General features: G+C 66.8%; 16 protein-coding genes. All 16 read left to right on the forward strand.

Going from position 1 to position 16,670, the window contains the following annotated elements; genetic code table 11:
* The first annotated feature begins 51 nt into the window (after positions 1-51).
* The 16 genes from atpE to pdeM all read left to right on the forward strand — a co-directional run bounded on the left by atpE (position 52) and on the right by pdeM (position 16,451).
* The gene (gene atpE / locus DFQ15_RS15420) at positions 52-300 is read left to right on the forward strand and encodes a F0F1 ATP synthase subunit C (protein WP_055841290.1); all 249 of its coding nucleotides are present in this window, start codon (positions 52-54) and stop codon (positions 298-300) included.
* 37 nt (positions 301-337) lie between these two features.
* Positions 338-808, forward strand: a complete 471-nt coding sequence (locus DFQ15_RS15425; RefSeq protein ID WP_055841287.1) for a F0F1 ATP synthase subunit B — start codon at positions 338-340, stop codon at positions 806-808.
* Positions 809-817: 9 nt separating this feature from the next.
* Entirely contained in the window at positions 818-1,351 is a 534-nt protein-coding gene (locus DFQ15_RS15430) for a F0F1 ATP synthase subunit delta (RefSeq protein WP_110466831.1), read from the forward strand.
* A gap of 46 nt (positions 1,352-1,397) precedes the next feature.
* Entirely contained in the window at positions 1,398-2,951 is a 1,554-nt protein-coding gene (atpA, locus tag DFQ15_RS15435) for a F0F1 ATP synthase subunit alpha (RefSeq protein WP_110466832.1), read from the forward strand.
* Between the two features lie 32 nt (positions 2,952-2,983).
* Positions 2,984-3,850, forward strand: coding sequence for a F0F1 ATP synthase subunit gamma (atpG, locus tag DFQ15_RS15440; RefSeq protein WP_110466833.1), 867 nt, complete (start codon positions 2,984-2,986; stop codon positions 3,848-3,850).
* A 43-nt stretch (positions 3,851-3,893) separates the two neighbouring features.
* Positions 3,894-5,318, forward strand: coding sequence for a F0F1 ATP synthase subunit beta (atpD, locus tag DFQ15_RS15445; protein WP_110466834.1), 1,425 nt, complete (start codon positions 3,894-3,896; stop codon positions 5,316-5,318).
* Positions 5,319-5,445: 127 nt separating this feature from the next.
* Positions 5,446-5,865, forward strand: coding sequence for a F0F1 ATP synthase subunit epsilon (locus DFQ15_RS15450; protein WP_055841271.1), 420 nt, complete (start codon positions 5,446-5,448; stop codon positions 5,863-5,865).
* Positions 5,866-6,208: 343 nt separating this feature from the next.
* The gene (locus DFQ15_RS15455; RefSeq protein WP_110466835.1) at positions 6,209-7,267 is read left to right on the forward strand and encodes a ligase-associated DNA damage response exonuclease; all 1,059 of its coding nucleotides are present in this window, start codon (positions 6,209-6,211) and stop codon (positions 7,265-7,267) included.
* Positions 7,264-8,922, forward strand: a complete 1,659-nt coding sequence (locus DFQ15_RS15460; RefSeq protein ID WP_110466836.1) for an ATP-dependent DNA ligase — start codon at positions 7,264-7,266, stop codon at positions 8,920-8,922. The genes DFQ15_RS15455 and DFQ15_RS15460 overlap by 4 nt, the downstream gene beginning before the upstream one ends.
* A gap of 102 nt (positions 8,923-9,024) precedes the next feature.
* Positions 9,025-12,042 carry a ligase-associated DNA damage response DEXH box helicase gene (locus DFQ15_RS15465; RefSeq protein WP_110466837.1) on the forward strand — a complete coding sequence of 1,006 codons (3,018 nt, stop codon included), beginning with the start codon at positions 9,025-9,027 and terminating at the stop codon, positions 12,040-12,042.
* 49 nt (positions 12,043-12,091) lie between these two features.
* A complete protein-coding gene (locus DFQ15_RS18090) occupies positions 12,092-12,214 on the forward strand; it encodes a hypothetical protein (protein ID WP_259292669.1) in 123 nt (40 codons plus the stop codon).
* Positions 12,211-13,098 (forward strand): PDDEXK nuclease domain-containing protein, encoded by an 888-nt coding sequence (locus DFQ15_RS15470; RefSeq protein ID WP_199399896.1) that lies wholly within the window; start codon positions 12,211-12,213, stop codon positions 13,096-13,098. The genes DFQ15_RS18090 and DFQ15_RS15470 overlap by 4 nt, the downstream gene beginning before the upstream one ends.
* A gap of 134 nt (positions 13,099-13,232) precedes the next feature.
* Positions 13,233-13,541, forward strand: a complete 309-nt coding sequence (locus DFQ15_RS15475; RefSeq protein ID WP_110466838.1) for a DUF2164 domain-containing protein — start codon at positions 13,233-13,235, stop codon at positions 13,539-13,541.
* Positions 13,538-14,437: a GIY-YIG nuclease family protein gene (locus DFQ15_RS15480; RefSeq protein WP_110466839.1), complete on the forward strand. Its 900-nt coding sequence runs from the start codon at positions 13,538-13,540 to the stop codon at positions 14,435-14,437. Before DFQ15_RS15475 ends, DFQ15_RS15480 begins: the two co-directional genes overlap by 4 nt.
* Positions 14,434-15,567 (forward strand): Fic family protein, encoded by a 1,134-nt coding sequence (locus DFQ15_RS15485; protein ID WP_110466840.1) that lies wholly within the window; start codon positions 14,434-14,436, stop codon positions 15,565-15,567. Before DFQ15_RS15480 ends, DFQ15_RS15485 begins: the two co-directional genes overlap by 4 nt.
* Before the next feature lie 197 nt (positions 15,568-15,764).
* On the forward strand, positions 15,765-16,451 hold the full coding sequence (gene pdeM, locus DFQ15_RS15490; protein ID WP_110466841.1) for a ligase-associated DNA damage response endonuclease PdeM: 687 nt from the start codon (positions 15,765-15,767) through the stop codon (positions 16,449-16,451).
* Positions 16,452-16,670: the final 219 nt, after the last annotated feature.

Here is a 16,670-nt window from a genome sequence, read left to right on the forward strand (position 1 = left end):
TTCGCCCCTTCCTCCCTTTTCACTTTTCAATCTCTCTCCAAAGGAAACATCATGGAAAACGTTCTCGGTCTCGTCGCTCTGGCTTGTGGTTTGATCGTGGGTTTGGGCGCTATCGGCGCTTCGATCGGCATCGCCCTGATGGGTGGCAAGTTCCTGGAAGCGTCGGCTCGCCAGCCCGAGCTGATCAACGAACTGCAGACCAAGATGTTCATCTTGGCCGGTCTGATCGACGCGGCATTCCTGATCGGCGTGGCCATCGCCCTGCTGTTCGCTTTCGCCAACCCCTTCGTTCTGGCCTGATTCCCGTCCGACGCCATCTGATGAGAAAGGTGTTGCCGTGAGTATCAACGCGACCCTGTTCGTTCAGGCCATCGTCTTCCTGATCCTGGTGCTGTTCACGATGAAATTCGTGTGGCCCCCGATCGCGAAGGCGCTGGACGAACGCGCACAGAAAATCGCCGATGGCCTCGCTGCTGCCGATCGCGCCAAGTCCGAACTGACCGCTGCCAACCAGCGCGTCGAGAAAGAACTGGCCGAAACGCGCAACGAAACCACGCAGCGCCTGGCAGATGCCGAGCGCCGTGCCCAGGCCATCATCGAGGAAGCCAAGGCCCGTGCCGGCGAGGAAGGCAACAAGATCGTTGCCGCCGCCCGTGCAGAAGCCGAGCAGCAGACCGTGCGCGCCCGTGAAGCGCTGCGCGAAGAAGTCGCTGTTCTCGCCGTCAAGGGCGCCGAGCAGATCCTGCGCAAGGAAGTCGATGCCGGCGTCCACGCCGACCTGCTCTCCCGCCTGAAGACCGAGCTGTAAGGGGACGTCATGGCAGAACTCGCCACCATCGCGCGCCCTTACGCAGAAGCGCTGTACCAGTCGGCGGCCGGCGGCGATCTCGCCGCCACCGCGGCCTGGGTCGACGAACTCTCGGCGATCGCTGCCAATCCGCAGTTCGCCCAGTTTTCCGACAACCCCAAGTTCTCGACCGACCAGGTGTTCGACGTCATCGCGGGCGTGGCACGCACGCCCCTGACCGAGCCGGCTCGCAATTTCCTGCGCATGGTCATCGAGAACGGCCGGCTGGCGGTACTGCCCGAAATCGCACACCAGTTCCGCGCGCTCAAGAACGCGCAGGGCGGCTCCTCGGATGCCGTGGTGTACAGCGCTTTCCCGATCGACGCCGCCGCGCTGGCCGAACTCGGTCAGGTGCTGCAGAAACGCTTCGGCCGCCAGTTGAACCTGACGGTCCGGCAGGATCCATCGCTGATCGGCGGCGTGCGCGTCGTGGTCGGCGACGAGGTGCTCGACACCTCGGTCAAGGCCCGTCTCGAACAAATGAAGGTGGCTCTCGCCGCGTGACCCGCGACCCGAGCACCCCGCTAACCCCCAAGACAAGGAAAGAGTCATGCAACTCAATCCCGCAGAAATCTCCGAACTGATCAAGAGCCGCATCGAAGGGCTGGCGGGCAGTGCCGACATCCGCAACCAGGGCACGGTCGTCTCGGTGACCGACGGCATCGTCCGCGTCCACGGCCTGTCGGACGTGATGCAGGGCGAAATGCTCGAATTCCCGGCCGGCTCCGACGGCCAGCCGTCGTACGGCCTGGCGTTGAACCTCGAACGCGACTCGGTCGGCGCCGTGATCCTGGGCGAGTACGAGCACATCTCCGAAGGCGACACCGTCAAGTGCACCGGCCGCATCCTGGAAGTGCCGGTCGGCCCCGAACTGGTCGGCCGCGTGGTCGACGCGCTGGGCCAGCCGATCGACGGCAAGGGTCCGATCAACGCCAAGCTCACCGACGTGATCGAGAAGGTCGCGCCCGGCGTGATCGCCCGCCAGTCGGTCGACCAGCCGCTGCAGACCGGCCTGAAATCGATCGACTCGATGGTTCCCGTGGGCCGCGGCCAGCGCGAACTGATCATCGGCGACCGCCAGACCGGCAAGACGGCCGTGGCCATCGACGCGATCATCAGCCAGAAGGGCCAGAACGTCACCTGCATCTACGTCGCGATCGGCCAGAAGGCCTCGACGATCAAGAACGTGGTGCGCGCGCTGGAGCAGTCCGGTGCGATGGACTACACCATCGTCGTCGCCGCCTCGGCTTCCGAGTCGGCCGCGATGCAGTACGTGTCGGCCTATTCCGGCTGCACGATGGGCGAGTACTTCCGCGACCGCGGCGAAGACGCGCTGATCGTGTACGACGACCTGTCCAAGCAGGCCGTCGCCTACCGCCAGGTCTCGCTGCTGCTGCGCCGCCCACCGGGCCGCGAAGCCTATCCCGGCGACGTGTTCTATCTCCACAGCCGCCTGCTCGAGCGTGCAGCCCGCGTCAACGCCGACTACGTGACCGCGTTCACCAAGGGTGCCGTGACCGGCAAGACCGGCTCGCTGACCGCGCTGCCGATCATCGAAACGCAGGCGGGCGACGTGTCCGCCTTCGTGCCGACCAACGTGATCTCGATCACCGACGGCCAGATCTTCCTGGAAACCAGCCTGTTCAACGCCGGTGTCCGCCCCGCCATCAACGCCGGTATCTCGGTGTCGCGCGTCGGTGGTGCCGCCCAGACCAAGCTGATCAAGAACCTGTCGGGCGGTATCCGTACCGATCTGGCGCAGTACCGGGAACTGGCCGCTTTCGCGCAGTTCGCATCCGACCTGGACGAAGCCACCCGCAAGCAGCTGGAGCGCGGTGCCCGCGTGACCGAACTGCTCAAGCAGGCCCAGTACAGCCCGCTGCCGATCGCCCTGATGGCCTCGACGCTGTTCGCGGTGAACAAGGGTTTCCTGGACGACATCGAGGTCAAGCAGGTGCTGGCGTTCGAACACGGACTTCACCAGTTCCTCAAGACCAGCCACGGCGCCCTGCTCGACAAGCTCGAGAAGGCCAAGGCCATGGACAAGGATGCGGAAGCCGAACTGAGCACTGCAATCACCTCGTTCAAGAAGTCCTTTGCCTGATCGCGTTCAGGTGAAGGTTCCAAGGAGTTCCAATGGCAGCAGGTAAGGAAATCCGCGGCAAGATCAAATCGGTGGAAAACACCAAGAAGATCACCAAGGCCATGGAAATGGTGGCCGCGTCCAAGATGCGCAAGGCGCAGGACCGGATGCGCGCCGCGCGTCCCTACAGCGAGAAGGTCCGCGCCATCGCCGCCCACCTGGGCGAGGCGCATCCCGAGTACACCCACCCGTTCATGCAGGCGAACGAGGCCAAGGCCGCGGGCTTCATCGTCGTGACGACCGACAAGGGTCTGTGCGGCGGCATGAACACCAACGTCCTGCGGGCGGTGACGACCAAGCTGCGCGAGCTGCAGTCGCAGGGCGTGCAGGCCGAAGCGGTGGCCATCGGCAACAAGGGCCTCGGTTTCCTGAACCGCATCGGCGCCCGGGTGGTGTCGCATGTCACCGGCCTCGGCGACACGCCGCACCTCGACAAGCTCATCGGGCCGGTCAAGGTGCTGCTGGATGCGTATGCCGAAGGCAAGCTCGGCGCGGTCTACCTCTGCTACACCCGCTTCATCAACACGATGAAGCAGGAGTCGGTGGTCGAACAGCTGCTGCCGCTGGCCCCCGAGACGCTGCAGAAGGATGCCAGCGCCCCCGCATGGGACTACATCTACGAGCCCGATGCGCAGAGCGTCATCGACGAGCTGCTGGTGCGCTATGCCGAATCGCTGGTCTACCAGGCGGTGGCGGAGAACATGGCGTCGGAGCAGTCGGCCCGGATGGTGGCGATGAAGGCCGCGACCGACAACGCCGGCAACGTCATCGGCGAACTCAAGCTGATCTACAACAAGACGCGCCAGGCTGCGATCACGAAAGAACTTTCGGAAATCGTCTCGGGCGCCGCCGCCGTCTGACGACGGCGCGCGTCGAAGTCACGTTTAATTTTTGGAGCAAACAATGGCCGAAGCAATTACGCAAGCAGGCGCCCAGGGCAAGATCGTTCAGTGCATCGGCGCCGTGGTGGACGTGGAGTTTCCACGCCACCAGATGCCCCGCATCTACGACGCCCTGAAGCTCGACGGTTCTGCCCTGACGCTGGAAGTGCAGCAGCAGCTCGGCGACGGCGTGGTCCGCACGATCGCGCTGGGTTCGTCCGACGGCCTGCGCCGCGGCCTGATGGTGTCCAACACCAACGCCCCCATCACCGTGCCTGTCGGCAAGGCGACGCTCGGCCGCATCATGGACGTTCTGGGCAGCCCGATCGACGAGCGCGGCCCGGTCGGCCAGGAACTCACCGCCTCGATCCACCGCAAAGCACCCGCGTACGACGAGCTGTCGCCTTCGCAGGAACTGCTGGAGACCGGCATCAAGGTGATCGACCTGGTCTGCCCGTTCGCCAAGGGCGGCAAGGTGGGCCTGTTCGGTGGCGCCGGTGTAGGCAAGACGGTGAACATGATGGAGCTCATCAACAACATCGCCAAGGCGCATTCGGGCCTGTCCGTGTTCGCCGGCGTGGGTGAGCGGACCCGGGAAGGCAACGACTTCTACCACGAGATGGCCGACTCCGGCGTCGTGAACCTCGAGGACCTCGAGCAGTCGAAGGTCGCCATGGTCTACGGCCAGATGAACGAGCCGCCGGGCAACCGCCTGCGCGTGGCCCTGACCGGCCTGACGATAGCCGAGTCGTTCCGCGACGAAGGCCGCGACGTGCTGTTCTTCGTGGACAACATCTACCGCTACACGCTGGCCGGTACCGAAGTGTCGGCACTGCTGGGCCGCATGCCGTCCGCCGTGGGCTACCAGCCGACGCTGGCCGAGGAAATGGGCCGCCTGCAGGAGCGGATCACGTCGACCAAGGTCGGCTCGATCACCTCGATCCAGGCCGTGTACGTGCCGGCCGACGATTACACCGATCCGTCGCCCGCCACCACCTTCGCCCACCTGGACTCCACCGTGGCGCTGTCGCGCGACATCGCATCGCTGGGCATCTACCCGGCCGTGGACCCGCTGGATTCGACCAGCCGCCAGCTGGACCCGAACGTCGTCGGCGAAGAGCACTACAACACGGCCCGCGCCGTGCAGGGCACGCTGCAGCGCTACAAGGAACTGCGCGACATCATCGCGATCCTGGGCATGGACGAGCTGGCACCGGAAGACAAGCTGGTCGTGGCCCGTGCCCGGAAGATCCAGCGTTTCCTGTCGCAGCCGTTCCACGTCGCGGAAGTGTTCACCGGCTCCCCCGGCAAGTACGTGCCGCTGGCCGAAACCATCCGTGGTTTCAAGATGATCGTGGCCGGCGAGGCCGACCATCTGCCGGAACAGGCGTTCTACATGGTCGGGACCATCGACGAAGCCTTCGAGAAGGCCAAAAAGCTGGCGTAAGCGGTGTATCCGGGCGCCTGGCGGCGTTGCCGTGCTCGACGTACGCAAGTAAGTCTCCGCGCGGTGCCTTGCCAGTCACCCGGCTACTTGCTTTCACCTGCTTTTTGTCAGCGTAAAAGGAAACCACATGGCCAACACCATTCATGTCGACGTCGTCAGCGCGGAAGAGTCGATCTTTTCCGGCGAGGCACGCTTCGTCGCCTTGCCGGGTGAAGCCGGCGAGCTGGGCGTGTATCCGCGCCATACGCCCCTGATCACCCGGATCAAGCCGGGAACGGTCCGCATCGAGACGGCAGACGGTGGCGAAGAGTTCGTTTTCGTGGCCGGCGGCATTTTGGAGATCCAGCCCGACTGCGTCACCGTGCTTTCCGATACCGCGGTGCGCGGCAAGGACCTGGACGAAGAAAAAGCCAACGCCGCCAAGGCAGCCGCTGAGGAAGCGCTGAAGAACGCCAAGACCGATCTGGACCTGGCCCGTGCGCAGTCCGAACTGGCCGTCATGGCCGCCCAGATCGCCGCCCTGCGCCGGTACCGCCAGAAGCGCTGATCACGCATTGCAGCCCGCCGTCAAAAACCGCCTCCGGGCGGTTTTTGCTTATGGGCGGCCTTGGTCCGAGTACGACGTGGTGGCCCATGCGGGGCGGAGGCCGCGCGACTGGATGGCTGGAGGCGACGGGTAATTTGTTGCAGAGCTGTGTCGCAGGCGTAATAACCTGCATTGCCCCACTCCGTCTCTCTGCTACAGGAACCGTCCATGCCCCTGCCTTTCGCGTCGCGCGACTTCGTCTGCCGTGTAAAGCGGCGCCGCACGGACCGTCATGCAGCCCCGTGGGCGCTTGTCGGCGGGCAACCGGTCGTTCCCTTCTCGATGGCCTGAGCGGCGCAGCGGCATGGACCTCGTCGTCGCCCGGCCCGAAGGCCTGTACTGTCCCCCGGGCGATTTCTACATCGATCCCTGGAAGCCGGTGGAGCGGGCCGTCATCACCCATGCGCACTCGGACCATGCCCGCTGGGGGCATGCCCACTACCTGGCCCAGACCGACAGCGAGGGCACCCTGCGCACCCGGCTCGGGGCCGACATCAACCTCCAGACGCTGCCCTACGGCGAGACCATCGAGCACCACGGCGTGAAGGTGTCGCTGCATCCGGCGGGCCACGTCCTCGGGTCGGCCCAGGTGCGGCTGGAGCATGGTGGCCGGGTCTGGGTGGCCTCGGGCGACTACAAGCTGGAGGACGACGGCACCTGCGCGCCCTTCGAGGCGGTGCGCTGCGACACCTTCATCACCGAATCGACCTTCGGCCTGCCGATCTACCGCTGGCCGACGCAGCCGGTGCTCTTCGCCGACATCGACGCCTGGTGGCGCGCCAACGCCGAGGCCGGCCGCGCCTCGGTGCTGCTCTGCTACAGCTTCGGCAAGGCGCAGCGGCTGCTGCACGGGGTCGACAGCAGCATCGGGCCGATCGTGGTGCACGGCGCGGTGGAGCCGCTCAATGCGGTGTACCGCGCGGCCGGCGTCGCGCTGCCGCACACCTACCGGGTGACCGACGAGGGTGTCGATGCCGCGATGCTCAAGACCGCGCTGGTGCTGGCACCGCCCTCGGCCCAGGGCTCGACCTGGCTGCGGCGCTTCGGCAACTACTCCGACGCCTTCGCCAGCGGCTGGATGCAGCTGCGCGGCACCCGCCGCCGCCGGGGGGTCGACCGCGGCTTCGTCATGTCCGACCATGCCGACTGGCCCGGCCTGCAGCAGGCGATCGGCGCGACCGGGGCCGAGCGCATCTTCGTCACCCACGGCAGCGTCGAGATCCTGGTGCGCTGGCTGACCGACAACGGCCTGGAGGCCCAGGGCTTCAAGACCGAATACGGCGACGAGGACGAAGCCGACGGCGACGCCACCGCCAAGTCCGCCACCGAAGCCCCTGCCGAGCCGGTGCCTGCTGCCGCATGAAAGCCTTCGCCGCGCTGTACCGCGCCCTCGACGCCACCACCTCCAGCCTGGCCAAGCAGGCGGCCCTGCAGCAGTACCTGCTGCAGGCCACGCCGGCCGATGCCGCCTGGGCGGTGTACTTCCTGGCCGGCGGCAAGCCGCGCCAGCTGGTGCCCACCAAGCTGCTGCGCCAACTGGCCCGCGAGGCGGCCGGCCTGCCCGAGTGGCTGTTCGACGAAAGCTACGACGCGGTGGGCGACCTGGCCGAGACCATCTCGCTGCTGCTGCCCCCGCCCGATGCCGAGCACGACCTGGGCCTGGCCCACTGGGTCGAGCAGCACCTGCTGCCGCTGCGCAAGGCCGCGCCCGAGACCCTGGCCGACACCCTGCGTGCCCAGTGGCGGCAACTGGCGGTGGACGAGCGGCTGGTCTACTTCAAGCTCATGACCGGCAGCTTCCGTGTGGGCGTATCGAAGCTGCAGGTCACCCAGGCCCTGGCCGCGGTGGGCGGCGTCGATCCGAAGCGCGTCGCACAGCGGCTGATGGGCTACACCCATATCGCCGGCCGCCCGGCGGCCGAGGACTACGCCCGCCTGATCGCCACCGAGAGCGAAGGCGAGCGCGACCAGCAGACCAGCGGCCAGCCGTATCCTTTCTTCCTGGCCCATCCGCTCGCCCTGCAGGTCGCGCAGTTCGACACCGCGGTCGGCCCGCCCGACCGCTGGCAGATCGAGTGGAAATGGGACGGCATTCGCGCCCAGCTGGTGCGGCGCGGCGGCCAGGCCTGGATCTGGTCGCGCGGCGAGGAGCTGGTGACCGACCGCTTTCCCGAACTGCAGGAGATGGCCGGCGTGCTGCCCGATGGCACGGTGCTCGACGGCGAGATCGTCGTCTGGCGGGCCGACCAGGCGCAGCCCTTCGCCGAACTGCAGAAGCGCATCGGCCGCAAGACGCTCGGCCCCAAGCTGCTGCGCGAGCTGCCGGTGGTGCTGCTCGCCTACGACCTGCTGGAGGAGGGTGGCCGCGACCTGCGGGCGCTGCCCCAGCACGAGCGGCGTGCCCGGCTGGACGCGCTGCTGTCCACCGCCCGCCATCCGGCGCTGATCGCCAGCCCACTGCTGCGCGGCGACAGCTGGGATGCGCTGGCCACCGTCCGCGAACAGGCGCGCGCCATGGGCGTCGAGGGCATGATGCTCAAGGCCCGCGACGCCGAGTACGGCGTGGGCCGCACCAAGGACGTCGGCACCTGGTGGAAGTGGAAGATCGACCCGCTCTCGATCGACGCGGTGCTGATCTACGCCCAGCGCGGCCACGGCCGCCGGGCCAGCCTCTACAGCGACTACACCTTCGCCGTCTGGGACGCGCCCGAGGAGGGCGGCACCGAGCGCCGGCTGGTGCCCTTCGCCAAGGCCTATTCGGGTTTGACCGACGCCGAGATGGCCAAGGTCGACGCGGTGATCCGCAAGACCACCATCGAGACCTTCGGCCCGGTGCGCAGCGTGAAGCCGACCCTGGTCTTCGAGCTGGGCTTCGAAGGCATCGCCCGCAGCAGCCGCCACAAGAGCGGCATCGCGGTGCGCTTCCCCCGGATGCTGCGCTGGCGCGAGGACAAACCGGTGGAAGAGGCCGACTCCCTCTCGACGCTGGCAGCGCTGCTGCCGCACTCGGACCCATGATGAGAACGGTTGCTATAAAAAACATAGCTATTAGCCGGCGCTGTTCGCCGGCTGCGGCTACTTTTTCTTTGAAAGTATCGCTGATGCCGCCGAGGCGACCGGATGGGATGGGCCTGCTGGACAAGCGCGTACCGCTGCCCCCTGTTTTGTCCCCTCTCCCTCTGGGAGAGGGCTAGGGTGAGGGCTCCCCGCCCCCCCGCCGCCGCCCGCGCCATCGCTGCCTGGTTCGCCCAGCGCGGCTGGACGCCGTTCCCCTTCCAGAAACAGGTCTGGAAAGCCATGGCCGACGGTCGCTCCGGCCTGCTGCACGCCACCACCGGGGCCGGCAAGACCTATGCCGTATGGCTGGGCGCGCTGCAGGCCTTCGCCGACGCGATGCCGGCAGCGGAGGCCGCCGACACCCACCCCACCCGCCGCCGTGCTCCCGCCAGCGCGCCGCTCACCGTGCTCTGGCTCACGCCGATGCGGGCGCTGGCGGCCGACACGCTCTCGGCCCTGCAGGCCCCGCTCGACGCCCTGGCCGCGCAGCACGCCGGACTGGCCCGCTGGAGCGCCGGCGCCCGCACCGGCGACACCGCGGGCAGCGAGCGCAGCGCGCAGTCGCGCCGGCTGCCCACGGTGCTGGTCACCACGCCCGAGAGCCTGTCGCTGCTGTTGGCCCGCGCCGATGCAGAGGAGGTGCTGGGCACGGTGCAGCTGGTGGTGGCCGACGAATGGCACGAGCTGCTCGGCAACAAGCGCGGCGTGCAGGTGCAGCTGGCGCTGTCCCGGCTGCAGGGCTGGAACCCGGCGCTGCGCGTCTGGGGCATGTCGGCCACCCTCGGCAACCTGGACGAGGCGATGCGCACCCTGCTCGGCGCGCCCTTGCCCGGCACGCCCGAGCCGGCGCTGGTGCAGGGCAAGCTCGACAAGCGCCTGGTGATCGACACCCTGCTGCCCGACCACCCCGAGCGTTTCAGCTGGGCCGGCCACCTGGGCCTGCGCATGCTGCCGCAGGTGGTGCGGGCGCTGGAGGAGACCACCACCGCGCTGGTCTTCGTCAACGTGCGCTCGCAGGCCGAGCTTTGGTACAAGGCGATCCTCGATGCCCGGCCCGACTGGGCCGGCGCGCTGGCGATCCACCACGGATCGCTCGACCGCGGCGTGCGCGAATGGGTCGAGGCGGGCCTGAAGAACGGCAGCCTGCGCGCGGTCGTTTGCACCAGCAGCCTGGACCTGGGCGTGGACTTCCTGCCGGTGGAGCGGGTGCTGCAGATCGGATCGGCCAAGGGCATCGCCCGGCTGCTGCAGCGCGCCGGCCGGTCGGGCCACGCGCCGGGCCGGCCTTCGCGCATCACCCTGGTGCCGACGCACAGCCTGGAGCTGGTCGAGGCGGCCGCCGCCCGCGCCGCGGTGCAGGCCGGCCAGGTCGAGATGCGCACCACGCCGCGCCGGCCGGTCGACGTGCTGGTGCAGCACCTGGTCACCGTGGCGCTGGGCGGCGGCTTTACGCCCGATGCGCTCTACGACGAGGTGCGCCGCACGGCGGCCTACGCCGGCCTGCCGCGCGACGTGTGGCAGTGGTGCCTGGACTTCGTCACCCGCGGCGGCCCGTCGCTGCGGGCCTACCCCGACTACCACCGCGTCGTGCCCGATGCCGAGGGCGTCTGGCGCGTGCCCGACGCCCGCCTGGCGCGCCGCCACCGGGCCAATATCGGCACCATCGTCAGCGACGCCAGCATGGTGGTGCAGATCCAGCACGGCGCCCGGCTGGGCAGCATGGAAGAAAGCTTCCTCACCCGCCTCTCCCCCGGCGACTGCTTCATCTTCGCCGGCCGGGTGCTGGAGATGGTGAAGATCCAGGACATGACCGCGTGGGTCAAGCGCGCCGGCACCCAGCGCCCCACCGTGCCGCGCTGGGGCGGCTCGCGCATGCCGCTGTCCACCGTGCTGGCCGACTTCATGGTGCGGCAACTGGCGCTGGCCGGCGACCACCATTTCGACGGCCCCGAACTGAAGGCCGTCGAACCGCTGCTGGAAGTGCAGCAGCGCTGGTCGGCCATCCCCACGCCCGGCACCCTGCTGGCCGAGACGCTGCGCACCCGCGAGGGCTGGCACCTGTTCGTCTACCCCTTCGCCGGCCGCCACGCCCACACCGGCCTGGCCAGCCTCTTCGCCTGGCGCGCCGCCCAGGGCGAGGCCGGCACCTTCTCGATCGCGGTGAACGACTACGGCCTGGAACTGCTGAGCGCCACCGAGCGCGACTGGGGCGCGCTGATGCCGGAGCTGCTGCGCACCGTGGCCGCGCCGGTGGTGCGCGATGCCCCGGCGCCGGATGAACCGCGCACCGCCACCGACGCGCCCTGCTTGCCGGCCCTGCGCGCCGAAGACGCCCTGGCGATCCGCAACACCGCCAACGCCGCGCATGCCGAGGCGGCGGACGGGGCCGGCAATCCGCTGCCCGACCCGGCCCGCCACGCCCTGCTGCACGAGGTGCTGGCCAGCCTCAACGCGACCGAGATGGCCAAGCGCCGGTTTCGCGAGATCGCCCGCGTCTCGGGCCTGATCTTCCAGAGCCACCCCGGCGAGCGCCGCAGCGCGCGCCAGCTGCAGGCCTCGTCGCAGCTCTTCTTCGAGGTGTTCAAGAAATACGACGCCGCCAACATGCTGCTGCGCCAGGCCGACGAAGAAGTGCTGAGCCAGGAGCTGGACGTGGCCCAATTGCTCGCCAGCCTGCGCCGCATGCAGGGCCAGACCCTGGTCGTCAAGGCGCTGCAGCGGCCGAGCCCCTTCGGCTTCCCGCTGATGGTCGAACGCTTCCGCGAGAAGCTCACCAACGAGAACCTGGCCGACCGCATCGCCCGCATGCTGCAGCAGCTGGAAACCGCCGCCGACGCGCCCGCCGAGCCGGCCCGCAGGAAAAGCGAGGGCATCGTGCCGCCCGACCCGTCGCCCACCCCGCGCCGCCGCGCCGGCAAGGCCGCGCCGGCCGAGGCGCCGCCCGCCGATCCGGCGCTGCAGGAAGCGACGCAGGAAGTGCGGCGCATGCTGGATTTCTCGCTGACCTCGAAGGCCGAAGACCTGCCGGCCGGCCGGCCGCGGCGGGAGCGGAAGTCGTCGCGGCCGTTGCCCCGGTTGTAGTCCGGGTTCGCTAGGATGGACGCCGCTCTTCGACGTTGCCTTCGCTGCTATGAACCTACCTCTCGATCCAGGATTTTCTGAAGTCGTCCAGATGATCGTGCAGGCCCGCCAACGGGCCATGCAGGCGGTCAACACCGGATTGGTCATCTGTATTGGCGGATCGGAGCGTTGATCAGCCGCAAGATGCAGAGTGCGGAATGGGGCGACGGCGTCGTGGATCGCCTGGCTGCGCATATCGCCCAGACGCAACCGGGGCTGCGCGGATTCACCCGGCCCAACCTGTTTCGCATGCGTCAGTTCTACGAGGCGTACAGGCACGACGAGAAAGTCGCGGCACTGCCGAGACTTTTGCCTTGGACGCACAACCTGTTGATCCTCAGCCAGAGCAAGCGACCCGAAGAGCGCGAGTTCTACCTGCGGGCCGCCGCGCGGGAAAAGTGGTCCAGTCGCGAACTGGAGCGGCAGCTGAAGGCCGCCTTGTTCGAACGATCGGTACTGAGTCCGGCAAAAGTCTCGTCGGTGGCGCGACGGATGCACGGCGAAGCATTGGGCGTTTTCAAGGACAGCTACCTGGTGGAATTCCTGTCGCTACCGGCCGACCATAGCGAAGCCGATCTGCACAGAGGTCTGCTGCTGCAGCTCAGGAGGTTCCTGGCAGAGCTGGGCCGTGACTTCTGTTTCGTGGGATCCGAATTTCCGGTCCAGGTCGGACAGCGGGATTTCGCACTCGACCTGCTGTTCTTCCACCGCGGCCTGAATTGCCTGGTGGCATTCGAACTGAAAGTGGGCCGGTTCGAACCCGAGTACCTGGGCAAGCTGTCTTTCTACCTGGAGGCGTTGGACCGGGACGTGAGAAAGCCGCACGAGAATCCGGCCATCGGCGTGCTGCTATGCGCCAGCAAGGATGACGAGGTGGTCGAGTACGCATTGAGTCGCAGTGCATCCCCTGCCTTGATCGCACAGTACCAAACCCGATTGCCCGACAAACAACTTCTTCAATACAAACTGCACGAGTTCTATCTTCAGAATACGCCCGCGACAAAACAAGACGACTGATCCGTGCCCATAAAGGCTCCCGGCACATTGCCTGGGTGCGTCAGCGCTGTTGCCATCAGGGCGACATACCCATGCCAACGCCGAGCGAAGGTGCCGCCGCCGCCGCGTGACGCACCGTAAGAAGTGGATTCACCATGCCCATCGACCTGCCAAAAGACCAGCGCCAGCAGGCGCTCACCTCGATCGAGCGCTATTTCCAGGAAGAGCGCGACGAGCGCATCGGCAACATTGCCTCAGCCGCGTTGCTGAACTTCTTCATCGAGGAGATCGGCCCGGCGGTCTACAACCAGGCCGTGGCCGACGTGCAGGAGCGTATCCAGCAGCGCGTGGCCGACATCGACATCGAAGTGCACGAGGAGCCGTTCGGCTACTGGCAGAAGCGCACGCCGCCGGCCGGCCGCAAGCGCTGGAAACTACGCTACAGCGAACTCATTCCAGCATGAACGACAGCACTCCCAAAACGATTCAGATCTTTCTGCCCCATGGCGATCCACGCGGCATTCGCGTAGCAGAAATCACTACCCGCATAGTGCAGGTGATCGAGGTGCCGCGCGCCCGGCTGCCGGAATTTCTCCAGATGCCGGAGAGCCGCCAAGTGGCGGTGTATTTCTTGTTTGGCCAAGGAGAGGACGGCGCAGAAGGCAAGGTCTACATTGGACAGACAGGCGATCTGCGCCTGCGGCTAAACACTCACCAACGTGAGAAGGAGTTCTGGGAGCGGGCGTTGGTGCTGGTGTCGCGCACGCACAGCTTGACGCAGACCCATGCGTTGCTGCTTGAATGGCTGTGTCTGCAGCAGGTCCGCCAGGCAGGACGCTACCAAGAGCAAAACGGCAACGCGGGCAGCCGCCCCCATACCCCAGCGCCGCTGGAAGCCGATTGCATCGAAATCTACGAGACCGGGAGAACCTTGTTGGCCACACTGGGCTATCCGCTGTTTGACCCGGTGGCCAAGCCAATGGCGGAAACGGTTCCGGAAGAGATCTTTTACTGCACATCCAGCGGTGTGCAGGGGCGTGGCCAGTACACGGAGGAAGGCTTCGTGGTGCTCAAGGGTTCGGTAGGGCGTCGGGACAATGTGCCCTCCATCGTGGGCACGGCCGGTGCATCGCTGCGTGCCCGCCTATTTGATTCCGGTACGTTGAGTAGAGCCGGAGCCACAGCCGTGTTCAAGCGCGACCACCTGTTTCGTTCGCCCAGCATGGGAGCCCTGGCGCTGCTGGGGCGTACTGCCAATGGGTGGATCGAATGGAAGACGGCCGATGGCCGAACCTTGGATCTGGTGAAGCGCCAGGCGCCGCTTCGGCAAGTGACGCATGAGGGGCGAGACAGCACATGAAGTTCGAAACATTCAAAGCCGGCGCCTGGCGCCCGCGCTACCAGTACAAGAGTTTCGAGCCTGTGCCGGTAAACCACGCATGGTCGTGGGAAGACGTGCACATCAACCTGCTGCTCGAGCGCGCCAATCGCGCGCTGGGGGAGCTCAATGCCTTCTCACTCATCGTTCCCGACATTGACCTTTTCATCCAGATGCACGTGGCGAAAGAGGCGCAGACCTCCAGCCGCATCGAGGGCACGCAGACCGGCTTCGACGAGGCTCTGATGCTGGAGGAAGACATCCGGCCCGAGAAACGCGACGATTGGCGCGAGGTGCGCAACTACATCGACGCTGTCAACATCTCGGTTGCCGAGTTGCAGGCGATGCCCTTGTCGAACCGGCTGCTGCGGCAGACGCACGAGGTGTTGATGCGCGGCGCTCGCGGAGAACACAAGCAACCGGGCGATTTCCGGAGCAGCCAGAACTGGATCGGAGGCTCCAGCCTGTCCGATGCGGTGTTCATTCCGCCGCATCCCGACGGGGTGCAAGAACTGATGGGTGACTTGGAGAAGTTCTGGCACAACGAAGACATCACGGTTCCGCATCTGGTGCGGGTGGCCATCAGCCACTACCAGTTCGAGGCGGTGCATCCCTTCCTCGACGGCAACGGCCGGATCGGCCGGCTGATGATTCCGCTGTATCTGGTCAGCCATGGCCTGTTGGCCAAGCCATCGCTGTATCTCTCTGACTTTTTCGAACGCAACCGTGCCAGCTACTACGACGCGCTGATGCGCGTGCGCGTCGCCAACGATCTGGTGCACTGGGTGCGGTTTTTTCTCAACGGTGTGGCAGAGACCGCGGTCAAAGGCCGGGACGTCTTCGGGAAAATTCTCAAGCTGCGCACCGAGGTCGAGCAATCGGTACTCGGCTTGGGCAAGCGGGCACCTCTAGCCACGGCGGCGCTCAAAGTTCTGTACCGGCGGCCGATGGTGTCGTCGGCCGAACTGGAGAAAGAGCTAGCCGTCAGCACGCCGACGGCAAACGCTTTGATCCGGGAACTGGTGCGCGTGGGCATCCTACACGAGATCACGGGACAGCAACGTGGCCGCATCTATGCATTCGATGCTTACCTTGAACTCTTTGTTAGTTAAGGAATTGAGCTTTCCTTTTACCAAAAAGGGTGCTTGGTTAAACTTACTACCCGAGCTTCGACTGCAATGTCAGTTCGGCATTACAAGGAAACGGCCTATCTGTAGCCTTCGTCGCCCCCATCGCGCAGCACGCTGAAATCGACTTCACCATGACGTTCCAGCCTTCGCCCGGCAACGACTGCTCGCCAAGTGTGCCAATGCCTGACAGCACGGCGGGCCTTTTGCTGGTCCTGGCGGGAGAAGCCGTCGTGCTGCTGCCCGACAGCGCCCTTTGGTGGCCCGCTACCCGCACGCTGTTCATCGCCGATCTGCACCTGGGCAAGGCGGCTACCTTCCGGGCGCGTGGCGTGCCGGTGCCGGACGGCACCACGCAGGAGAACCTGCACCGCCTGTCGCGCCTCGTCGCGGCGCACGGCGCCGAGCGGCTGGTGATCCTGGGCGATTTCTTGCATGCCGCCGAAGCGCAGACGCCCGGCGTGCTGGCCGCCCTGCGGGCCTGGCGCGCGCTGCACGCTACGCTGGAGATCGTGCTGGTCCGCGGCAACCACGACAGCCATGCCGGCGACCCGCCCGCCTCGCTGGGCATCGCCATCGTCGACGAGCCGTATTTGCTCGGCCCTTTCGCCTGCTGCCACCATCCGCAGCGCCACCCCACCCACACCGTGCTGGCCGGCCACGTGCACCCGGCCCTGCAGCTGCGCGGCCCCGGCCGCGACGCGCTGCGCCTGCCGTGTTTCAGCGTGGAGTCGGGGCTGGTGGTGCTGCCGGCCTTCGGCGAATTTACCGGCACCCATGCGCTGCAGCCCACGGCCGGGCAGGCGCTGTACGCGGTGGGCGGTGGTCGGGTGTGGGCGGTCCCGGCGGGAAGTCCGGCAGCGGGCTGAGGATTGCACCGGGGCGAAAGTAGACGCCGGGGCAGGGGCGTGCTACATATGGATGCATTCCTAGTGTGGCGTCTCAAAAATAAGCCGAACTAAGTTTATGGGCAGCCCGAGCGACCTTTGCGCCGATCGTATCGGCGCTCTTGTGCCAGATGAAAGGTTTCGGGTCGGCGTTATGTCGGTCGATGTATTGCCGGATGGAGCGCTCCAGATCGGCCACGC

This window comes from Xylophilus ampelinus, from assembly GCF_003217575.1.
Lineage (GTDB): Bacteria > Pseudomonadota > Gammaproteobacteria > Burkholderiales > Burkholderiaceae_C > Xylophilus > Xylophilus ampelinus.